At 68.2% G+C, this 20,600-nt stretch carries 21 protein-coding genes; 12 read left to right on the plus strand and 9 right to left on the minus strand.

Annotated features, from left to right (window positions below; translation table 11 throughout):
• The first annotated feature begins 132 nt into the window (after positions 1–132).
• From B161_RS16110 to B161_RS0100765, 6 genes are all read left to right on the plus strand, one after another.
• Positions 133–627 carry a c-type cytochrome gene (locus B161_RS16110; protein WP_018631430.1) on the plus strand — a complete coding sequence of 165 codons (495 nt, stop codon included), beginning with the start codon at positions 133–135 and terminating at the stop codon, positions 625–627.
• Entirely contained in the window at positions 627–1,541 is a 915-nt protein-coding gene (locus B161_RS0100745; protein ID WP_018631431.1) for a cytochrome c, read from the plus strand. The genes B161_RS16110 and B161_RS0100745 overlap by 1 nt, the downstream gene beginning before the upstream one ends.
• 187 nt (positions 1,542–1,728) lie before the next feature.
• Positions 1,729–2,694: a Bug family tripartite tricarboxylate transporter substrate binding protein gene (locus tag B161_RS0100750; RefSeq protein ID WP_018631432.1), complete on the plus strand. Its 966-nt coding sequence runs from the start codon at positions 1,729–1,731 to the stop codon at positions 2,692–2,694.
• A gap of 71 nt (positions 2,695–2,765) precedes the next feature.
• On the plus strand, positions 2,766–3,275 hold the full coding sequence (locus tag B161_RS18415; RefSeq protein WP_018631433.1) for a tripartite tricarboxylate transporter TctB family protein: 510 nt from the start codon (positions 2,766–2,768) through the stop codon (positions 3,273–3,275).
• 119 nt (positions 3,276–3,394) lie between these two features.
• The gene (locus B161_RS0100760; RefSeq protein WP_018631434.1) at positions 3,395–4,900 is read left to right on the plus strand and encodes a tripartite tricarboxylate transporter permease; all 1,506 of its coding nucleotides are present in this window, start codon (positions 3,395–3,397) and stop codon (positions 4,898–4,900) included.
• A 36-nt stretch (positions 4,901–4,936) separates the two neighbouring features.
• Positions 4,937–5,596, plus strand: coding sequence for a TerC family protein (locus B161_RS0100765; RefSeq protein ID WP_018631435.1), 660 nt, complete (start codon positions 4,937–4,939; stop codon positions 5,594–5,596).
• Positions 5,597–5,656: 60 nt separating this feature from the next.
• Here the strand turns inward: B161_RS0100765 and tpiA are convergent, their stop codons facing one another.
• The 4 genes from tpiA to B161_RS0100785 form a co-directional block, all read right to left on the minus strand.
• Positions 5,657–6,391, minus strand: coding sequence for a triose-phosphate isomerase (gene tpiA, locus B161_RS0100770; RefSeq protein ID WP_018631436.1), 735 nt, complete (start codon positions 6,389–6,391; stop codon positions 5,657–5,659).
• Positions 6,388–6,774, minus strand: a complete 387-nt coding sequence (locus tag B161_RS0100775) for a TfoX/Sxy family protein (RefSeq protein WP_018631437.1) — start codon at positions 6,772–6,774, stop codon at positions 6,388–6,390. The genes tpiA and B161_RS0100775 overlap by 4 nt, the downstream gene beginning before the upstream one ends.
• Positions 6,775–6,960: 186 nt before the next feature.
• Complete coding sequence (locus tag B161_RS0100780; RefSeq protein ID WP_018631438.1) at positions 6,961–7,278, minus strand: YbjQ family protein; 318 nt, start codon at positions 7,276–7,278, stop codon at positions 6,961–6,963.
• A gap of 103 nt (positions 7,279–7,381) precedes the next feature.
• The gene (locus tag B161_RS0100785; RefSeq protein ID WP_018631439.1) at positions 7,382–8,197 is read right to left on the minus strand and encodes a class II glutamine amidotransferase; all 816 of its coding nucleotides are present in this window, start codon (positions 8,195–8,197) and stop codon (positions 7,382–7,384) included.
• 249 nt (positions 8,198–8,446) lie between these two features.
• Here B161_RS0100785 and B161_RS0100790 point away from each other — a divergent pair, with 249 nt between their 5' ends.
• From B161_RS0100790 to B161_RS0100815, 6 genes are all read left to right on the plus strand, one after another.
• Positions 8,447–9,148 carry a response regulator transcription factor gene (locus B161_RS0100790; RefSeq protein WP_018631440.1) on the plus strand — a complete coding sequence of 234 codons (702 nt, stop codon included), beginning with the start codon at positions 8,447–8,449 and terminating at the stop codon, positions 9,146–9,148.
• The gene (locus tag B161_RS0100795; RefSeq protein WP_018631441.1) at positions 9,117–10,817 is read left to right on the plus strand and encodes a stimulus-sensing domain-containing protein; all 1,701 of its coding nucleotides are present in this window, start codon (positions 9,117–9,119) and stop codon (positions 10,815–10,817) included. The genes B161_RS0100790 and B161_RS0100795 overlap by 32 nt, the downstream gene beginning before the upstream one ends.
• Positions 10,818–11,034: 217 nt before the next feature.
• The gene (gene rapZ / locus B161_RS0100800; protein WP_018631442.1) at positions 11,035–11,976 is read left to right on the plus strand and encodes an RNase adapter RapZ; all 942 of its coding nucleotides are present in this window, start codon (positions 11,035–11,037) and stop codon (positions 11,974–11,976) included.
• A 97-nt stretch (positions 11,977–12,073) separates the two neighbouring features.
• Positions 12,074–12,352, plus strand: coding sequence for an HPr family phosphocarrier protein (locus B161_RS0100805; protein ID WP_018631443.1), 279 nt, complete (start codon positions 12,074–12,076; stop codon positions 12,350–12,352).
• On the plus strand, positions 12,349–12,696 hold the full coding sequence (gene cutA, locus B161_RS0100810) for a divalent-cation tolerance protein CutA (protein WP_018631444.1): 348 nt from the start codon (positions 12,349–12,351) through the stop codon (positions 12,694–12,696). The genes B161_RS0100805 and cutA overlap by 4 nt, the downstream gene beginning before the upstream one ends.
• A gap of 89 nt (positions 12,697–12,785) precedes the next feature.
• Positions 12,786–13,232: a DMT family transporter gene (locus tag B161_RS0100815; protein ID WP_018631445.1), complete on the plus strand. Its 447-nt coding sequence runs from the start codon at positions 12,786–12,788 to the stop codon at positions 13,230–13,232.
• Between the two features lie 71 nt (positions 13,233–13,303).
• On the opposite strand, the gene B161_RS0100820 is transcribed toward B161_RS0100815, so the two are convergent.
• The 5 genes from B161_RS0100820 to B161_RS0100840 all read right to left on the minus strand — a co-directional run bounded on the left by B161_RS0100820 (position 13,304) and on the right by B161_RS0100840 (position 20,596).
• A complete protein-coding gene (locus B161_RS0100820; protein ID WP_018631446.1) occupies positions 13,304–14,380 on the minus strand; it encodes an NAD(P)/FAD-dependent oxidoreductase in 1,077 nt (358 codons plus the stop codon).
• 145 nt (positions 14,381–14,525) lie between these two features.
• Positions 14,526–15,317: an RlmE family RNA methyltransferase gene (locus B161_RS0100825; RefSeq protein WP_083922901.1), complete on the minus strand. Its 792-nt coding sequence runs from the start codon at positions 15,315–15,317 to the stop codon at positions 14,526–14,528.
• A gap of 19 nt (positions 15,318–15,336) precedes the next feature.
• Positions 15,337–16,515, minus strand: coding sequence for a Ppx/GppA phosphatase family protein (locus tag B161_RS16120; protein ID WP_018631448.1), 1,179 nt, complete (start codon positions 16,513–16,515; stop codon positions 15,337–15,339).
• Between the two features lie 122 nt (positions 16,516–16,637).
• Positions 16,638–19,133 (minus strand): ATP-dependent helicase HrpB, encoded by a 2,496-nt coding sequence (gene hrpB / locus B161_RS0100835; protein ID WP_018631449.1) that lies wholly within the window; start codon positions 19,131–19,133, stop codon positions 16,638–16,640.
• Positions 19,130–20,596, minus strand: coding sequence for a cytochrome P450 (locus B161_RS0100840; RefSeq protein ID WP_018631450.1), 1,467 nt, complete (start codon positions 20,594–20,596; stop codon positions 19,130–19,132). The genes hrpB and B161_RS0100840 overlap by 4 nt, the downstream gene beginning before the upstream one ends.
• Positions 20,597–20,600 lie beyond the last annotated feature (4 nt).

Consider the following 20,600-nt stretch of genomic DNA (forward strand, 5'->3'; position numbering starts at 1 on the left):
AGGGGCCGCCGCCTTTTTCCGAGGCGGCGGCCTCGTCTTTCGATGCGGCTCCTTGCGGGATCGTGAAGCCCGCTTCGACCGGGGCTTGTGCTAGCTTGGCGGCCTTCGCCAGGCCTCACAGGAGCTTGCCCCATGACGCTCAGCCGCTTGATCCCCCTTGGGACCGCCGCCGCGCTTTCCGCCTTCTTCGCCCTTTCGCCGCTCGCCGCCCAGGAGGCCGCCGAGACTCCGGCGCTCGCGCCCGCCGAGGCGCTCAAGGCGCGCGTCGCGGCGATGAAGGCCATCGGCGGCGCCAATCGCGCTTTAGCGCCTCTGGCGGCGGGCCAGACGGTTCCGGCGGCGGCGCTTCAGGCGGCCGCCAAGACCATGAGCGAGGAAGGCGCCAAGCTGGCCGCGTTCTTCCCGGCGGGCTCCTCGATCTCCGATCTGCCGGAGAGCTACGCCTTGCCGACGATCTGGTCGGATTCCGAAGGCTTCTCCGCCGCGCTGGAGAAATTCCAGAAGGCCGCCCATGGGCTTGAGCAGGCCGCCGAAGGCGGGGATCAGGCCGCGATCTCCGCCGCCTTCGCCGAGCTGCGCCCGACCTGCGGCGCTTGTCATCAGACCTATCGCCAGCCGAAGAACTGATGGCGGGCCTCCTCCGGCGCGCTCTGAAGGGCGGGCTGGTCCTCGCGGCGGCGGTCGGGGCGGCTCTGGCCGTCCCGGCCTTCGCGCCGGGACTGGTCTGGTCGCGCGCCGCCACGACGCCCGCAGGCTTCGCGCCGAGCGCCGAACGCGGCGCCTATCTTTATGCGGCGGGAGGCTGCGCCTCCTGCCACGCCACGCCGGGCCGCGAGGACGGGGCTCCGGCGGGCGGCCATGAATTGGCCTCGCCTTTCGGAAGCTTCCTCGTCCCCAACATCACGCCGGACCGCGAAACCGGAATCGGCGGCTGGAGCGGCGAAGACTTCATCCGCGCCATGACTCTCGGGATAGATCCGAAGGGACGGCATCTCTATCCGGCCTTCCCCTACGCCTCCTACGCCCGGATGACCAATGAGGATCTGCTCGACCTCAAGGCCCATCTGGATTCTCTGGAGCCGGTGGCGCGGGCCAATCAGCCGCATCAATTGGGCTTTCCCTTCTCGGTGCGGCCCGGACTGGCGCTCTGGAAGCTGGCCTTCTTCGATCCGACGCCGGACAGCCGTCTGCCCGTCGCCGCTTCGGCCGCGGCCCGGCGCGGCGCCTATCTGGCGGAAGGCCCCGGCCATTGCGCCGAATGCCATAGCGACCGCAATTTCGCGGGCGCCATCCGCCCCGAGACTTGGATGGCCGGAACCCCCGCAGGCCCGGACGGGCGGCGCGTGCCGGGAATCCGGGGCGCGGATCTCGGCGGCTGGGAGCCTGAGGATCTCGTCTTCGCGCTCGAATACGGCATGACCCCCGACGGCGACGAACTCGCCCGCGGGATGGATCTCGTCGTGCGCGAGAACACGAGCAAGCTCACGCCGGAGGATCGCGAGGCCATAGCCGCCTATCTCATGAGCCTGCGCGGCTCCTGAGCCCTCGCCTGCGCGCGAAGCCTGCGCGGCGCCTCCCTGAAGCCGGGGCGCCGCGCCTCTCCCCGCGTCAACCAAGGATTAACCTTGACCTGATTGGGAAAATCGTCTCAGGCTGAAGAACTGGCGCGCGGCTTCGGCCTCTTCGCCGCCAAATTCAAAAAACGCATCCTTGGGAGGATGACGCCTGATGTCGAATCTCCGTTCTCTGCGCGGGGCCGTCGCGGCCGCCGCTTTCAGCCTCGTCTTCGCGACGGGCGCCGCCTTCGCCGCCGAAGATCTCTCGATCATGGTTCCCGCCAATCCGGGCGGCGGCTGGGATCAGACCGGCCGCGCCATGGCCGAAGTTCTGCAAGGCGAGAAGCTCGCCCGCTCGGTCGAGGTGGACAACGTCGCGGGCGCGGGCGGCACCATCGGCCTCGCGCAATTCGCCTCGCGCCCCGGCGAGCCCGACGCCATGCTGGTCATGGGCCTCGTGATGACCGGCGCCATCCTGACCAATAATTCTCCGGTGACGCTGGAGAGCACCACCCCCCTCGCCCGCCTGACCTCGGAATATGAGGGGCTGGTGGTTCCCGCCGATTCGCCGCTGAAGACCATCGGCGAGCTGGTCGAGAAGCTGAAGGCCGATCCGGCTTCGGTCTCCTGGGGCGGCGGCTCGGCGGGCGGCACGGACCATATTCTCGCGGGCCTCGTGATGAAGGCCGTGGGCGCCGACACCTCCAAGCTGAACTACGTCGCCCATTCCGGCGGCGGCGAGGCCCTCGCCTCGATCCTCGGCGGCCATGTGACGGTCGGCGTCTCGGGCGTCGGCGAATTCGTCGAGCAGGCCAACAGCGGCAAGCTGCGCTTCCTCGCGGTCTCCTCCGACGAGCAGATCGAGGGCGTCGAGGCCCCGACGCTGGCCGAAAGCGGCGTGGACGTGGTGCTGGGCAACTGGCGCGGCGTGGTGGGCTCGCCGGGGATCGACGACGAGGAGCGCGCCGCGCTGCTCGCCACGCTCGACGCCATGGCCGCCACCGAGGCTTGGAGGAAGATCCTCTCGGATCGCGGCTGGACCGACGCCTATCTTTCGGGCGACGCCTTCGCCGAATTCCTCAAGGAGGACGACGCCCGCGTGGTCCAGACCCTGAAGGACATCGGCCTCGTCGAGTGACGTTTCGAGGCGGAGGGGCCGCGCGCTCCTCCGCTTTTGCGCGCCGCGCCTCCAGATCTGAGGATTCTCCCATGCGCCTGACCGCCCGCGCCGGAGCCGGCCTTTTCGCCGCCGCCGTCGGCGTCTTCTTTTACGCCTATTCCTTCGACATCCGTCAGCCGCCGAGCCTTTCGACGCTCTCCGGCCCGCGGATCTTCCCGCAGATGACGGGTTTGGCGCTGGCGGCGCTGGGCCTGCTCTTCGCGGTGAACGAAACGCTGAATCCGACCGCCTTCCCCGAAGAAGAGCGCCCCGGCCCCTTCGATTATAAAGCCTTCGGCCTGACGCTCGGGTCTTTGGTCCTGTTCATCCTGCTGCTGCCGCGTCTGGGCTTCATCATCGCCGAGACGGCCATGTTCGGAATCGTGGCCATGGCCTTCGGCGCGCGCAGGCCCTTGCAGGCTTTCGGCGTGGGGCTGATCGTGGCTCTGATCGTCTATTACGTCTTCACGCAATGGCTGGGCCTGCGCCTGCCGGTGGGCGACGTCTTCCGCAACGAGCCTTTGCGCGGCGCTTTGAACTTCTTCGGCTGGCGTCCTTAGAGCGCTTTCCAGCGAAACCGATCAGGTTTCGCGTCGTGAAAGCGCGACGGAATAAAGGCCGCCTTTTCGCGAACTCCTCCAGACATGAGGCGCCCCGAAAGCGTCTCAGGAGCCTTCCCATGGATCTTCTGACCAATCTGGCGCATGGCTTCGCGGTCGTCTTTCAGCCGATCAACCTGATGTGGTCTCTGGTGGGCGTGACGCTCGGCACGCTGATCGGGGTGCTGCCGGGGATCGGCCCGGCCCTGACCATCGCGCTTTTGCTGCCCGTCACCACCAAAATGGACCCGGCGGCGGCCTTCATCATCTTCGGCGGCGTCTATTACGGCGCCATGTACGGCGGCTCGACCACGGCGATCCTCATCAACACGCCGGGCGAATCCGGCTCGCTGGTCACCGCCATCGACGGCAATAAGATGGCCCGCAAAGGCCGGGCTCCGGCGGCTTTGGCCACGGCGGCCATCGGCAGCTTCGTCGCGGGCTGCATCGGCACGCTCCTGCTGGCGGCCTTCGCGCCGACCATGGTCGAATGGGCGGTGAAGATCAGCCCGGCGGATTATTTCGCTCTGGCGATTCTGGCCTTCGTCTCGGTCTCCTGCCTTTTGGGACGCTCGGTGCTGGCGGGGCTGCTCTCGCTGCTGATGGGCGTGGCCATCGCGCTGGTGGGCATCGACGGCCAGTCCGGACAGGCCCGCTACGCCTTCGGCGAGCCCTCGCTGATGAATGGAATCGGCGTGGTGGTGGTGATCGTCTCGCTTTTCGCGGTGGCCGAGGCTTTGTCTCTGGCGGCGGATCCCAAGGCGCGCTCGGAGGAGATCACGCCGCTGAAGGGCCGCGTGCTCATGACCCGCGAGGACGTCCGGCGTTCGTGGAAGCCTTGGCTGCGCGGCGCGGCCATCGGCTTTCCCTTCGGGGCTCTGCCTGCGGGCGGCGCCGAGATCCCGACCTTCCTGTCCTATTCCCTCGAACGCAAGCTTTCGGACCATCCCGAGGAGTTCGGAGAGGGCGCCATCGAAGGCGTGGCGGGCCCCGAGGCCGCCAATAACGCGGCGGTGGCGGGCGTCATGGCGCCGCTTCTGGCGCTGGGTCTGCCGACTTCGGCCACGGCGGCCATTCTGCTGGCGGCTTTCCAGCAATATGGCCTTCAGCCCGGCCCGACGCTCTTCAGCGGGGATTCGACCCTCGTCTGGAGCCTCATCGCGAGCCTGTTGCTCGGCAATCTCATGCTGCTTTTGCTGAATCTGCCGATGGCGGGGCTCTGGGCGCGTCTACTTTACATTCCGCGGCCTTTCCTTTACGCGGGGATCCTCGTCTTCGCGACGCTCGGCGTTTACGGCGCTTCGCGCTCGCTCAACGACGTGATCTTCATGCTGGTCGTCGGCTTGATGGGATTCGCCATGCGGCGTCTGGATTTCCCCATCGCGCCGATGGTGGTGGGTCTGGTGCTCGGGCCGATGGCCGAGCAGCATTTCCGCCGCGCCATGCAGATCTCGCAAGACGACTGGACTGTCTTCTTCACCAGCACGCCCGCCGGACCGCTCTTGGCCCTTGCGGCGATTCTGGCGATCGCGCCGCCGCTGATCCGGCGCTGGCGGCGGAGAAGCGCGCAGACGGCGCCGGCGTGAGCGCTCCCCACGGAGGAGCGCCAAGGAGAAGCTTGAATGCTCGGTGAGCTGACGGCGCTGGGTCAGGTCATTCTGATCGACCTCGTGCTGGCCGCGGATAATGCGGTCGTCGTGGGCATGGCGGCGGCGGGGGTGGAGCCCGCGCGTCGCAAACAGGTGGTGTTCTGGGGGATCGCGGCGGCGGTCGTCATCCGGATCATCTTCGCGCTGCTGACGGTGCAGCTGCTTCAGGTGCCTTATCTGAAGATCGCGGGCGCTTTGCTGCTGCTCTGGGTCTGCTGGAAGATGTGGCGCGAGATCGCCGCCCATTCCGACCAGACGGAGACGGCGGAAGGCGGCGCGTCTCAGCATAAGAGCTTCGTGCAGGCTCTGATTCAGGTGGTGGTCGCCGACGTCTCCATGTCGCTGGACAACGTGCTGGCCGTGGCGGGCGCCGCCCAGGACCATACCTGGGTCTTGGTGGTGGGGCTGATCTTCTCGGTGGCGCTGATGGGCGTGGCCGCGACCTTCGTCGCCGAGCTTCTGGCCAAATATAAATGGATCGCCTGGATCGGCCTTGTGGTGATCCTCTATGTGGCGCTGAACATGCTCTTCCACGGCTGGGCCGACGTGGCCTGCGAAAAGGCCGACGAAGTCTGCCGCGCCTATTGGGAGGGCGGCCTGCTCGGCGCTTTGAGGGGCGGCTCGCCCGCCTGATCCCCCGCCTGAAGCCCTGAAACAAGGCCCTCCCCGCCCGGCGGGGAGGGTTTTTCGTCTTCAGGCGGCGGCCTGAAGGATCGGCAGGAACTCCGCCGCCGTCAGGCTGGCGCCTCCGACCAGAGCCCCGTCGACGTTCGGGACCGCGAAGAGCTCGGCGGCGTTCGCGGGCTTGACCGAACCGCCGTAGAGAATGCGGAAGTTCTCGCCTTCAGCGCCGAAACGCCCGACCAGAGCCGCCCGAAGAGCCGCATGGATCTCGCGGACGTCCTCCGGCGTGGCGGCGCGGCCCGTGCCGATGGCCCAGACGGGTTCATAGGCCACGACGACCTCCGCCGCCGTCGCGCCTTCCGGGAGGGAGCCCGCAAGCTGGCTCCCGACCACCGCGACGGCCTGTCCGGCCTCGCGCTGCTCCAGAGTCTCGCCGACGCAGACGATCGCCAGAAGCCCGGCCCTTTTCGCGGCTTCGGCCTTGGCCCGCACTTGGGCGTCGGTTTCGCCGTGATCGGCGCGGCGCTCGGAATGCCCGAGGACGACCGCCGAGGCCCCCGCGTCGCGGAGCATCTCCGCCGAGAGGTCGCCCGTATGGGCGCCCGAGGGCTTGGCGTGGCAATCCTGTCCGCCCAGCGCCAGACCCCGCCCGGCCAGAGCCGCGATCAGAGTCGCCGGAGGACAAATCAGGGCGTCGGCGCCCGAGACGGCGGCGGCGCCCGCGCTGATCCGGTCGAATTCGGCGAGGCTGGCGACGAGTCCGTTCATCTTCCAGTTTCCGGCGACGAGCTTGCGGCGGCTCATGCGGGGTCTCCTTTCGCTTGAGAGAATTTCTTCGCGCGCGAGGGCGCGGAGGCGGCCTTCAGCCGAACCGCGACGCTCCAGGCGCGGCGCGCCAGAGCGGCGGCGGCCTCCGGATCGTCCAGAGCCTCCTCGGGCAGGCGCCAATAGGGCAGATGAGAGGATTTTCCGTCCTTCTCCATCTCGAAGCGCCCGGCGGAGCCTTCGGCCTCCAGATCCATGGCGAATTCCGGATCGGCGCGCAGATAAACCGCTTCAGAGGCCAGAAGGGCGAACATCACGCCCTCCTTATAGAGCCCCGCGCCGCCGAACATGCGGCGCGCGGAGACTCCGTCCAGATCGGCGAAGAGCTCCAGGGCTTGGGCGATCTCGGAATCGAGGCTCATGATCGGGGCTCCTGAGGATCCGGCGGATGGGCCGAACCTAAAGCCCGCGGCGCGCCCGGACCAATCGACCAAAAGCCGCAGCGCGTTTTCACGACGCGCGGCCTCTGGCTTCGCTGAAAAACGCTTCAGCCTCTTTCTGGGTCGCGTTTTCACGACGCGCAGCCTTCGGCTTCGCTGAAAAACGCTCTAGCGCTTCAGCGTGACCGCCGTGCCCATCAGCGTCAGAATCATCATGTTGTTGGCGCTGAAATAATCGCTGCGCAGCCCGATCACGGCCTCGGCGCCCATCTGGCGGGCGTTCTCCTCCAGCTCGCGCAGACAATCGTCGCGGCATTGGCGGAGCATGTTCTCCAGCGTGCCCGAGCGCCCGCCCACCACGTCGCGCACGGCGGCGAAGACGTCCTTCACGATGTTCACGCCCTGAACGGATTCCGCCGTGACGATCCCGAGAACGCGGTCGATCTCGCGGCCGGGAACCTCGGGCGTGGTCATGATGAGAGTCATATGCGGCCTCGCTTCTGAAGAAAGGCCGGAGGCGACGCGCCTCCGGTCCGGCTTCATCTCATGCGCCGAGGCCGCTCGCGCAAGCCCTCTCTTTCAGGAGCCTTCATTGCGCGGCCTGGAGCGGCGCGGAGGGGGCGGCGTCGCAACGCGGTTCGAAAGGGGTCATCTCCACGCCCTCGATCTCGACGCGGCCGAAAAAGCCTTGCGGCGCCTCCTCCCAATCGGTCTCCTCGGCGTCCAGCGGCTCCGAGGCCACGGCCCGTCCGCCCAATCGCCGCGAAAGACGATGGAACAGGCTCGGGGCCTCGCCGTCGGTGGCGTAGCGGGCGATGTAGAGCGTCGCGCCGTCGGAGAGCGCGAGGGTCATCTTGAGGCAGGGCCGCGCGCCGATTCCGCGCGCCGTCTCCTCGATGAAGCCCACCATGCGCTCCAGAGCGCCCTGCGGATCGCCCTCCAGCCCGAAGCCGAGCGCCAGCAGAAACATCAGCTCCGAATCGGTGGCGCCGCGCCGCTGGGCGTAAAGGGAATCGGGCAAAGCGGATTCCAGCGCCCGGCGGACCCAAGGATATTCCTCGATCTGGCCGTTATGCATGAAGCTCCAGCGGCCCGAGACGAAGGGATGGCAATTGGCCCGGTTCGAGGCGCCGCAGGTGGCGGCCCGCACATGGGCCAGAAACAAGGGCGAGCGCACTTGTCCGGCCAGATTGCGCAGATTCTCGTCGGACCAGGCCGGCCCCGCGTCGCGGAAGACGCCCGGCTCGGGCTTTTCGCCATACCAGGCGACGCCGAATCCGTCGCCGTTGGTGGGGGTGCGGCCGCGAAGGGCCTGAAGGCTCTGGGCGATCAGAGACTGACGAGGCGAGGCGATCACCTCTTCGAGAAAAATCGAGGGCCCTTTGTAAGCCGCCCAACGGCACATGACCGAGACTCCGACGCGGCGACGCCTCCGCGCAAAGACGAACCCGCAGATCACGCGCGGGCCTGTCATCAGGGTGTCAAGAAAAGCCCTTTCATACAAGAGGCGGAGACCCTCCCGCGACGAAAACGGCGCGGCGCGGCTTCCGCGCCTCGCTTTCCAAGGTCTGAATCCCCCGATCCGCCGCCGTGACGGCGATTGCGTTTCCTCCCGTAAAATCATAGCCTTTCGCGCGAGCGAGGAGAGCCTTTCATGACCAGCATCGCCTTGGTGGACGACGACCGCAACATCCTGACCTCCGTCAGCATCGCGCTGGAGGCCGAAGGCTTCGAGGTGCGGACCTATTCCGACGGCGCCGCGGCTCTGACGGCCCTGTCCGCCGCGCCGCCGGATCTGGCGGTCTTCGACATCAAGATGCCCCGCATGGACGGCATGGAGCTGCTCAGGCGGCTGCGGCTGAAATCGGATCTGCCGGTGCTGTTCCTCACCTCCAAGGACGAGGAGATCGACGAGGTTCTCGGCCTGCGCATGGGCGCCGACGATTATATCCGCAAGCCTTTCTCGCAACGTCTGCTGATCGAACGCATCCGCGCGGTGCTCCGCCGCCGCGAGGCTCAGGCCATGGATCCCGCCGAGCGCGCCGAAAAGGACAAGATCATTCAGCGCGGCAAGCTCTCGCTGGATCCGATGCGCCATTCCTGCGCCTGGAGCAACGAGCAGGTGACGCTCACCGTCACCGAATTCCTGATTCTTCAGGCTCTGGCGCTGCGGCCCGGCTTCGTCAAAAGCCGCGACCAGCTCATGGACGCCGCCTATGACGATCAGGTCTACGTCGACGACCGCACCATAGACAGCCACATCAAGCGCATCCGCAAGAAGTTCCGCGTCGTGGACAAGGACTTCGCCTCAATCGAGACTCTTTATGGCGTCGGCTACAGATATCGCGAGGTCTGACGAGGCTGCGGAAGCCGCCTCCGCCTCCCCCTCCGCGGGCGGGGTCAGGCTTTGGGGGCTGGCGCGCAGGCTCTGGGGCACGCTCGGGCGGCGGATTCTCTTCGTCAATCTGCTGGGCCTGATCGCGCTGATGCTCGGCGTGATCGCGGTGCATCAGCCGCGCGTGGCTCTGATGGACATGCGCGTCGAGGGGCTCAAGACCAGCGCGCGGCTGCTCGCCGCGGCCGTGGCGCAATATGCTGAAAACGAGGAAGGCCGCGCCCTTGACGTGCAGCAGGCTTTCCGCCTCGTCACGGCCCTCGCGCCGCCGGTCGAGGTGCGGGTGCAGCTTTACGACCGTCAGGGCCGCCTCGGCGCCGACACCCGCGACGCGGGCGAGATCGAGGCCGCGGTGATCCTCGGCGCGCCGCTGGAGGCGCCCGCCTCTCAGCCTGTCGCCGCCGCGCATAACCTCGTGGACGGGCTGCGCACCTTTTTCACCGGGCGCGGCGGCCATGACGGGCTCCCCCTCTATCGCGAGACCCGCCCCGCCGCCATCACCAGCGACCAAGAGGTCTGGGACGCCATGAGCTTCGGCCGCGAGACCGAGGCGCGGCGCGTCAACAGCCGGGGCGAGCTGATCATCTCGGTGGCGGCGCCCATCCGGCTGGCTTATTCCTCCATCGGGGCGGTGGTGGTCTCGACCGACGGCGGGGACATCGACACGATTTTCGCAGGAGAGCGCGCTTCGCTCTGGCGGATGTTTCTGGTGGCGGCGGCGGTTTCGGCGGGTTTGTCGGCGCTGCTGGCGGCGACCATCGCCAAGCCCATCGAGAAGCTCGCCGAGGCCGCCGAGGCCGGCGCCGCCTCCAGCGGACGCCCCCTCGCGGAGGTGCGCATCCCCGATTATTCGCGGCGCGGCGACGAAATCGGCCATCTCTCCCAAGCCTTGCAGGCCATGACCGCCGTGCTCGGCCGCCGCATGAACGCCGTCGAGAGCTTCGCCGCCGACGTCGCTCATGAAATCAAGAATCCTCTGACCTCCCTGCGCTCGGCGGTGGAGACCATGCCCTCCGCGCGCACCGATTCCCAGCGCGAGCGCCTGCTGGAGGTGATCCGCAACGACGTGGGGCGGCTGGACCGCCTCGTCACCGACATCTCCAACGCCTCAAGGCTCGACGCCGAGCTTTTGCGCGAGGAGCAGGCGTCCTTCGACGTGGGCGCGCTCTTTGACACGGTGATCGACGTGACCCGCCGCCATTGGGAGGCCCGCGGCCTGAGGATGGTCCGGCGCCTGCCGGAGGACGGGCCGCTGATCCTGCGCGGAGTCGAGGGCCGGTTGGGACAGGTGCTGCGCAATCTGGTGGACAACGCCGTCTCCTTCAGCCCCGAGGGCGGGACGCTGACCCTGCGCGGCTGGCGCGAGCCGAACGGCGAAATCCGCATCAGCGTCGAGGATCAGGGGCCGGGCGTGCCGGAGGAGAATCTCGAATCGGTCTTCCAGCGCTTCTACAGCGAGCGCCCCGACAGCGAGGATTTCGGCCAGCATTCGGGGCTCGGGCTGGCGATCTCGCGCCAGATCGTCGAGGCCCATGGCGGACGGATCTGGGCCGAGAACCTCCGCCCGCCTGAGGCCGAGCCGGATTCGCCGCCTCAGGGCGCGCGGTTTCAGGTGGCCTTGCCGGGCTGAGAACCCCAGCTTACGCGGGGTTGATCTTGAGCGTTTTCCGACCAGTTTGGTTCGTTCAAACGCTCTCAGTTTTCGTTTGGCCGCGTTTTCACGACGCGAAGCCAAAACGGCTTCGCTGGAAAACGCTCTAAGCCGCGCAGAATCGCGCGGAAAATGCTTTATGCTGCGGCCGCCGCCCGCCCCGATTCCCCCGCTCGTTTCCCGCCGGAGACCCGCCATGCCGACGACCCGCGACGCTCGCAACGCCGCCGCCTCAGACGCGCCCGCCGACAAGCCTCTGCCGATTCTCGTGCTCGTGGGGCCTTCGGGCTCCGGACGCAGCACCGCCGCCGCCGCTCTGGAGGATCTCGGCTTCGCGGTGGTGGATAATCCGCCGCTCGCCCTGCTGGAGGCCGTGGCCGAGGCTCTGCGCGCCGAAACGCGCGGCGCGGAGGCGAATCGCGGCCTCGCCCTGAGCCTCGCGCCGCCCCCGCCTTCGGCCTTCGCGGCGGCGGAGGGCGGGCATCCGGTCGCCGACGCTCTGGCGCGGCTGCGCCGCCGCCCTGAATTCACCGTGACGCTGATCTATCTCGACGCCGAGGATTCGGTCCTGCTGCGCCGCTATAAGGAGACGCGCCGCCGCCATCCGCGCGGCGGCGAGGCCCTCGCCGAGGCGGTGGCTCAGGAGCGCGCGGCGCTGCGGCCTCTGCGCGCTCAGGCGGATCTGACGCTCGACACCTCGGATCTGACCCCTCACGCCCTGCGCGCCGAGATCGCCGAACGCTTCGATTCGCCCGAACGCGCCCGCATGACGATCTCGGTGGTCTCCTTCGGCTTCAAGAACGGCGCCCCCCGCGACGCCGATCTGATGTTCGACGCGCGTTTTCTGAACAACCCTTACTGGCGGCCGGAGCTGCGCCCTCTCTCGGGGCGCGAGGCGCCGGTGGCCGAGTTCATCGCCGCCGATCCCAACGCCGGGGAATTTCTCAAACGCCTCACGGAAATGCTGAAATTCCTTTTGCCGCTTTACGAAAGCGAGGGGAAAAGCTATCTCAACATAGCTATAGGCTGCACCGGCGGCCAACATCGTTCCGTTTATGCGGCGGAAGCCGTCGCCCTCAGTCTGCGCGAAGCCGGATGGTCGCCGAAACTCCGCCACAGGGATATGAGGGCGCCCTGACCGAACGCCGACGGAACATGGGCGGCTTTTCATGGCCCTGTCAAAAAAACTATGATAAAACAGGCCATTGAGTTCGTCCGGATAGGGAGGCCGAACAATGGATGGATTTCTGGAGCGCGATCTCGTCATCGCCAACGCCAAGGGGCTTCACGCCCGGGCGGCGGCGCGGGTCGCGGTTCTCGCCGAGGGCTACGACGCGCGCGGCGTCTTGTTCTTCGAGAATGAAGAGGCGGACATCCGCTCGATTCTCGATCTTCTGACGCTGGGCGCGGCTCAGGGCGCGCAGGTGCGTCTGCGCGTCTGGGGCGCGCAGGCCATGGAGCTGGCCGAGGCGCTGGTGGCGCTCATCCGCGCCAAATTCGGCGAAGAGGATTGAGCGCAGAGGATCAGGATTCAGAAACGAGGGCCGTCGCGGTCCTCGTCTCCGCGCCCTCGCGCGCAGAGGCGCGCCGTCTCGCGCGGCTGCTGCTGGAGCAAGGCCTCGCCGCCTGCGTGCAGCTCTCCCCCATCGACAGCCTGTATCTCTGGAAGGACGCGATTCAGGAGGATGAGGAGATCCTCATGATCGTGAAGACCCGCGCCGCGCTCTTCCCGGCTCTGGAGGCGCTTTTGCGCGAATCCCACGGCTATGAGACGCCGGAGATTCTGGCTCTGCCGGTTTCGGCGGGCTCGGCGCCCTATCTGGAATGGCTGAGGGCCTCCACGCGCGATCCCGCCTGAGGCGTCGCGCGATCCCCCTTCCCCCGCTCCGCAGGAAGCTCGTAGAAGGGGAGGACGGCCCCGCGCGGGCGCGTCTCAAATCAGGTGGCATGATGCAGTTTCCGTTCACAGCGCTGATCTTCGTCGTTCTGGCGGGGGCCTGCATCTCGATTCAGGCGCCGATCAACGCGGCTCTGGGCCGCGCCGTCCAGAGTCCGCTGGTGGCGGCGGCGATCTCCTTCGGGGTGGGATTCGTCCTGCTGGGGCTGGCCGCTCTGGCTTCGGGCGACGGCCGCGGCTTCGCGACGGCGCTGCGTCAGGACTGGCGCCTCTGGCTGGGCGGGGCCTTGGGCGCCTTCTACGTCTGGACCATCGTCTGGACTCTGCCGCGAATGGGCGTTCTCACGGCGATCTGCGCGCTGGCTCTGGGGCAGATGCTGGCCGCCATCCTGCTCGACAAGCTCGGCGCCTTCGGCATGCCCGTGCGCGAGATCACGGCGCCGCGCATTCTCGCGGCGGCGATGGTGGCGGGCGGCCTCGCGCTCTCGCGCTTCTGAGGCGCCATGAACAACGGCCTCCCATCCTCAGGATGAAAGGCCGCCCTGTCTTCGAAGCTTCGGAGGCGGCTTCAGGCCACGCCGAGCTTCTCCTGCAGATTCGTGCTGCTGGTGGTGTATTGGAAGCGGAGCTTCTTCTCCGGATAGACGATGCGGAAAGCCTCCTGAGACATCAGCGCGGCCTCATGGAAGCCCGAGAGAATCAGCTTCAGCTTGCCGGGATACCAATTGATGTCGCCGATGGAGAAGATCCCCTTGGTGGAGGTCTCGAATTTCTCGGTGTCCACCGGGATCAGGCCGTCCTTGACCTCATAGCCGAATTCGCCCACCGGCCCGAGCTTCATGGTCAGGCCGTAGAAGAAGAGCGCGTCCTGAGCCGGAATGACGAATTCGCCCCGCTCCTTGGTCTCGGCCTTGATCCCGGCGAGGTTGGGGGCGTCGCCCGCGATTCCGCGCAGCTTGGCGATCTCCAGACCCATCTGGCCCGCCGCCACCAATTCGCGCATCTTATTCACGCTGTCGGGCGCGGCGCGGAAATCGTCGCGGTGATGGACCAGCGTCACGCGCTTCGCCATGGGCTGAAGGTTCAGCGCCCAGTCCAGAGCCGAATCGCCGCCGCCCGCCACGATGATCTCGCGGTCGCGGAAGCGCTCCATCCGGCGCACCGAATAGAACACCGAGCCGCCTTCATAAGCCTCGATTCCCGGCAAAGCGGGCTTTTTCGGCGTGAAGCTGCCGCCGCCCGCCGCGATGACCACCAGCTTGCAGTCGACGGTCTCGCCCGCGTCGGTGACCACGCGCCAAATCTGCGCCGAGCCCTCCGGCAGACGCTCCAGCCGGATCGCCATTTGTCCGAGCGAGAAGGCGGGCTTGAAAGGCGCGATCTGCTCCATGAGCCGCGCGGTCAGATCATTGCCGGTGATGATCGGCCAGGCGGGAATGTCGTAGATCGGCTTTTCCGGATAAAGCTCGGCGCATTGCCCGCCGGGCTTGTCGAGAATGTCGATCAGATGGGCCTTCATGTCGAGCAATCCCAGCTCGAAGACCGCGAACAGCCCCACCGGCCCCGCGCCGATGATGCAGACGTCCGTCACGTGAGTCGCCGCCGCGCCCGAGTCCGTCCCCGAGTTTGTCATCGAGTCCGCCATGATCGCCCTTCGCCTGAGAGGGGTATATTTGGTTTTCGGATAAGCCTATCCCAAATTCCGCCAGTTCTGAATTAAACGCCACATAATCCCCTGAGCGCCGCGCGTCAATCGCGGCGTTGCCGAAAGCGCGCTTGCGCCGCAGGGCTTATCGCGCCTCTTCTTCGGACTCGGGCGCCTCGGGACGGAAGCCCGTCGCCACGACATACATCTCGGCGCTGTCCTGACGGCTGGATTCGGGCTTCATATGCCGCACCACGGCGAAGCGCTTCTTCAGCTGCGCCAGAAGATCGTTTTCGGCGCCGCCCTGCAGAATCTTCGCCGCGAAGGCGCCGCCGGGCTGAAGGATGCGGCAGGCGAAGAAGGCCGCCGCCTCGCAAAGCGCCATGATCTTGAGATGATCCGTCTGGCGATGCCCCGTCGAGCTGGCCGCCATGTCGGAGAGCACCACGTCCGGCCGCCCGTCGAGCCGCGCTTCGATGGCGGCCTCGGCCTCTTCGTCGAGGAAGTCGAGCTGCATGGCCTCGGCCCCGGCGACGGGTTCGATCTCCTGAAGATCCACGCCCAGCACCTTGCCCCGCGGACCGGGCTTCAGCCCCTCGGCGTTGACGCGCTTGACCGCCACCTGAAGCCAGCCGCCCGGCGCGGCGCCCAGATCCAGCACGCGGGCGCCCGGCTTGAAGAGCTTATATTTATCGTCCAGCTCCATGATCTTGAAGGCCGCCCGCGAGCGCCAGCCCTCGGCCTGAGCCTTGCGCACGAAGGGATCGTTGATCTGGCGCTCCAGCCATTTCTGCGAAGAGAGGGTGCGGCCCTGCGCGGTGCGCAGACGCTCCTTGAGATCGCGCAGAGGCTTCTTCTTCGCGGGTCCGGCGGATTTTCCGCCCGCGCCCTTGGAGGCTCCAGAGGGCGAGGCGGGCTTGCGGGGGCCTTGAGTCATGACTTGCGGGCTCGTTTCTTTATGCGGCGCTTTGTCCGGCGTCGCCGGGGGCGGCCCCAAGGCCGGGCTCCGGGACGGAGGCGGCGAGGCGCGGACGGTCGCGGTTGATCAATCCATAGAGCAGCCCCTCGCGCAAGCCCCGGTCGGCGACGCGCATGCGGGGCGTCGGCCAGCGCCGGACGATGGCCGTGAAGATCGCCGCGCCCGAGATCACCTGATGGGCCCGCTCCTCGCCGACGCAGGGGATTCCGGCCCGCGCCTCCGGCGAGAGGTCGAGCAGACGGGTCACCACCCGCTCCAGCGCCTCCACCTCCAGCAAGGCGCCGTCGACGTCCTCGCGGTTATAGCGCGGGAGGCCCATATGCACCCCCGCCAGCGTGGTGATCGTGCCGGAGGCCCCGAGGATCTGCATCCGCCTGAGGGTCTCGCGCCGCCCGCCCGATCCGAGCGAGGCCGCGAAGGGCTTCAGCAGCCGGTCCACATGCGACACCATCTCGGCGAAGCGGGCGCGTTCGTTGCGGATGAAGGCGAAGCGCTCGGCGAGGGTGGCGACGCCCACCGGCAGAGAGACCCAGCTGCTGGCCTCCGGCCCAAGGCGGATCTCCGGCGCGCGGCCCATGAGGAAATCCCGGCGCCGATCCGGCGGCGCCGCCGCGAGATTGGCCCAGACGAGTTCGGTGCTGCCCCCGCCGATGTCGAAGATCAGCAGCTGATCGCGCCGCAGATCGATCAGCGGGGCGCAGCCCGCCACCGCCAGACGCGCCTCTTCGGCGGTGGAGATGACGTCGAGGCCCAGACCCGTCTCGCGGCGCACGCGCTGAATGAAATCCCCGCCGTTGCGGGCGCGGCGACAAGCCTCGGTGGCGATGGCCCGCAGCCGCAGAGGCTGGCGGCGCTCGATCTTCTCGGCGCAGATGCGGAGGGCCTCGATGGCGCGGTCCATCCCGGCCTCGGAGAGGCGATTCGAGGATTCCATCCCCTCGCCGAGCCGCACGATTCGCGAAAAGGCGTCCACGACGCGAAAGCCCCGGTTTCCCGAGGCCGCGATGAGCAGACGGCAATTATTGGTGCCGAGATCCAGCGCCGCGTAAAGCGGTCCGGGGATCGTTCCATGAGCCGAGTCCGCGCCTTCCGCCCGAGGCGGCCAACCTGCGGCCTCGGCGGCCGTCGGAGTCGGCTCCATCTCCAGCGCGGGCAAGCTGCGGCCTCCTCTTTGTCTGCGGCGTGATTCCCTTATGCTCCCGTCAAGCCTAACAAGAGCGGAAAGCAAGGAAAAGGGGCTTCCCCATCCCTCCATCGGTTTCCCATGGCTTTCCCGGATCAGGCTTTTCGCGGCTTGGCGCGGGTGGTCGGGGCGGCGGAGGCGGGATCCTCAGGCCATTCATGGCGCGGATAGCGTCCGCGCATGTCCTTGCGCAACTCGGAATAGGCGCCGCGCCAGAAGGCGGGCAGATCGCCGGTGGTCTGCATGGGCCGGTCCGCCGGCGACAGCAGCCGCACCGCCAGAGGCGCGCGGCCCTCGTCGATGGAGGGATGACGCGCCAATCCGAAGAGATGTTGAAGCCGGGCCTCCAGAGCGGGCGGATGGACGGAGTAATCGATGGGCGCGCGGGTTCCGGCGGGAGTCTCGAAGCTCCCCGGCGCGCGGCGGTCGAGGCGGCGAAGGCGCTCATGGCCCAGGGAGGCCCGCAGAGCCTCGGCCGGATCGAAGCGGGCGAAATCCGCCGCCCGGCGCAGAGCCCCCGCGAAAGGCGCGAACCAATCCTCAGCGGAGGCCAGAAGCCCGGCGTCGGACCAATCAGGCAGATCCGACTCGGCGCCCTCCCGCCCCTTGAGCCATTCCACGCGGTCGCGCAGACGCTGCGCCGCCGGACTCCAGTCCAGCGCCGAGATCCCGAGATCCCGCAGGCCCTCCACGGCGGCGAGGCCCCAAGCCTCGGGGCCGGGGTCGAAGGCCTCCTCCTCAAGGATCAGGGCGCCGAAGCGCTTCCGCCGCCGCGCGAGGCTCGCGCCTTGGGGCCGCGACCATTGGCAGACCTCCTCGGATTGGAGGCGATCCGCGAAGAGATCGAGAATCTCGGCGCGCGAGATCGGCGCGGCGCGGCGGATGCGGGTCTCGCGCAGATCGCCGTCGAGATCCGCCGCCACGAGCCAAGGCTCATCCCCGAGCGGATCGCCCGGATCGAGGAATCCGCCCTTGCCGCCCGAAAGCAGATAACGCGGCGCCTCGCCTTTGCGGCGCTGAGCCACGCGGTCGGGGAAGGCCAGAGCCGCCAAGGCGCCCAAGCCTTCGACGCCTTCAGTCGCCCCGCCCCGCCCCGCTAAGCGCTTCGCCTCCTCCAGAATCCGCGCCCGCGCCGGACGATCCACCGCCCCGCCCCGCTCGGCCTCATAGCGCCCCGGATCGGCCAGAGCCTCCAGATGGCGGCGGAGATCCGTTTCGCGCCGGGCCTCGCCGCGCAAGACGCCGCGATCCTCCAGCAAGGCCGCCAGACGCGCCGCCAGAGGTTTTCGCTCAGGCGGCGCCGAAAGCAGCATATGCCCGAGCCTCGGCCCCAAAGGCGCCGAAGCCATGGCGCGGCCATGCGGCGTCGGGCGGCCCTCCGCGTCGAGAGCGCCCAGCGCCTTCAGAAGCTCGACGCCTTGGGCGTAGGCGGCGGCGGGCGGCGGATCAAGCCAAAGCAGATCTTCCGGCGCGGCGCCCCAGATCGCCAGATCCAGCGCGAGGGCCGAAAGATCCGCCTCGCGGATTTCGGGCGGCGGTTGAGCGGCTAAAGCCCCCTCCTCCGCCTCGGTCCAGAGCCGCCAGGCCGTCCCCGGCGCGACGCGCCCCGCGCGGCCCGCTCTTTGGGCGGCCTCGGCCTTGGAGACGCGCTCCGTGACCAGCCGCGACATGCCCGCCCCCGGATCGAAGCGCGCCCGCCGCGCCTTGCCGCCGTCCACCACGATGCGCACGCCGGGCAAGGTCAGCGAGGTCTCGGCGATGGAGGTCGCCAGCACCACGCGCCGACGCCCCTCCGGCGCAGGCAGAAGCGCCCGACGCTGCTCGGCGAAGGGCAAGGCGCCATGCAGCGGAATCGCCTCGATATGGCTCGGGAGCCGCCCGGATAACGCCGCCTGAACCCGCCCGATCTCCGGAGCGCCGGGCAGAAAGGCCAGCAAATCGCCCTGAGGCTCCGCCGCCAGAGCCTCAAGGATGGTCTCGGCCATGGCGGGCTCGATCCGCGCGGCGGGCGGCAGAGGCGTGGAGCGCCAGCGGAGCGCCACAGGAAAGGCGCGGCCCTCGGAGCGGATCACGGGGGCGCCGCCCATCAGCCGCGCCGCGGACTCGCCGTCGAGCGTCGCCGACATGACGAGAATCCGCAGATCGGGCCGCAGCAGGCTCCGCGCCTGAAGGCAGAGCGCCAAGCCAAGATCCGCATGAATGGACCGCTCGTGGAATTCGTCGAAGATCACGCAGGCGACGCCCTCCAGCCCCGGATCGCTCTGCATGCGCCGCGTGAGGATTCCCTCCGTCAGCACCTCGACCCGCGTGCGGCCCGAGATCCGGCTTTCGCCCCTTATGCGATAGCCGATGCGCTCGCCCGCCGCTTCCCCGAGGGTTTCAGCCATGCGCTCGGCGGCGGCGCGCGCCGCCACGCGGCGCGGCTCCAGCATGAGGATGCGGCCTTGAGCGGCCCAATCCTCGCCCATCAGAGCCAGAGGAACCCGCGTGGTCTTGCCCGCGCCCGGAGGCGCCTCCAGCACCGCGAGGCCCTCTTCGCGCAAAGCCGCCCGCAGAGCCGGAATCGCCTCCTCGATCGGAAGATCCGTCATGCTGGCGGGGCGGCGGCGGGCGCAGGCGTCAGGCTGAGATGCATCCCCCCGCGCGGACGCAGGGTGAGCTTCATCATGGGATCCACCTTGCGGACGTTGGTCGGCGCGACCTCCCAGCGGTCGAGGATCGTCGCCAAAGCGAGGGAGGCCTCCATCATGGCGAAGCTCGGCCCGATGCAGACCCTCGGCCCGGCGCCGAAGGGCAGATAGGCGAATTTATGCCGCGCCTTGATCTTCTCGGGCGTGAAGCGCTCCGGATCGAAGGCGTTGGGATTCTCCCAGACGGCCTCATGGCGATGCAGCGTGTAGATCGGCGCGAGGATCACGTCGCCTTTGCGGATCTTCGCCCCGCCGAGCTCGTCCGCCTCGCGCGCGACCCGCACCAGATGCGGCGCCGGAGGATAAAGCCGCATGGCCTCATAAAGCACCTGATGGGCGAAGGGCAGATTCTCCAGAGCCTCCGCCGCGCTTCCCTTGGCCAGAGCCGCCCGGGCCTCGGCGCGCAGACGCTGCTGCGTGGTCTGGTCGTTGGCGATGAGATAGAGCGACCAAGTTAGCGCCAAAGCCGTCGTCTCGAAGCCCGCGATGATGAAGGTGAGCAGATTATCCCGGATCTCACGGTCGGTCATCCGGCGGCCGTCCTCGGGATCCTCCGCCTTGAGCATCAGCGCCATGAGGTCCACGCCGAAATCCCCGGTCTGTTCGGCGGCGGCGCGACGGGCGGCGATCCCCTTCTCCATCACCTCGCGGGCGCCCTCCAGAGGATGCTTGCTGAACAGCGCCGAAGGACGCGGCAGCCAAGTCGGCAGATTCAGCAGATCCAGCAGATTCGGCGAGCCGAAGCCCCGCAAATGGCTCATCAGAGCGTCGTCGATGCGGGTCTTATAATCATGCCAGTCGCCTTTGGCCGCAGCGGCGGCCTCGGCGCCCGCGACATGCTCCAGCAGCAGACGGTCGATGTCGGTGAACATCGTATCGCGCACGATCTCCATGGCGAGGCGCCTCATCTCGGCGCCGACGTTCTGCGGCTCGCCCTGCGCCGCCCCCAGACGCTCCGCCGAGCGCAAAGCCGCCGCCCGCATGGCCTCGGCCATGGCGTCGAGCTTCTTGCGCTGGAACATCCCCGCCATGGAGCGCCTTTGCCAGCGCCAGTCCTCGCCGTCGGCGAGAAAGACGCTCTCGCCGAGATAGGGCCTCAGCAGGCGGTGCATGAAAGGCGCCTTGGGGTAATTGCCCACATTGTCGAGGAAGACCCGCTTGAGCAGATCCGGCCCCGTCACCACCCGCCAGCGCCGCGTGACGACCCTCAGCGTCACCAGCGGCTCGCGATAGGCGGCTTCCGGCACGATCTCCAGCATATTGCGGCGGGCCGCCTTGAGCATGCCCGGCAGAGCCAGAGGCCGCGCCGGAGGCCGCGCGGCGGCGGGCGTGAACAGAGTTTTCTCAGGCGACGCCGCGTTCATGGCT

Source organism: Neomegalonema perideroedes DSM 15528, assembly GCF_000374145.1.
GTDB lineage: Bacteria > Pseudomonadota > Alphaproteobacteria > Rhodobacterales > Rhodobacteraceae > Neomegalonema > Neomegalonema perideroedes.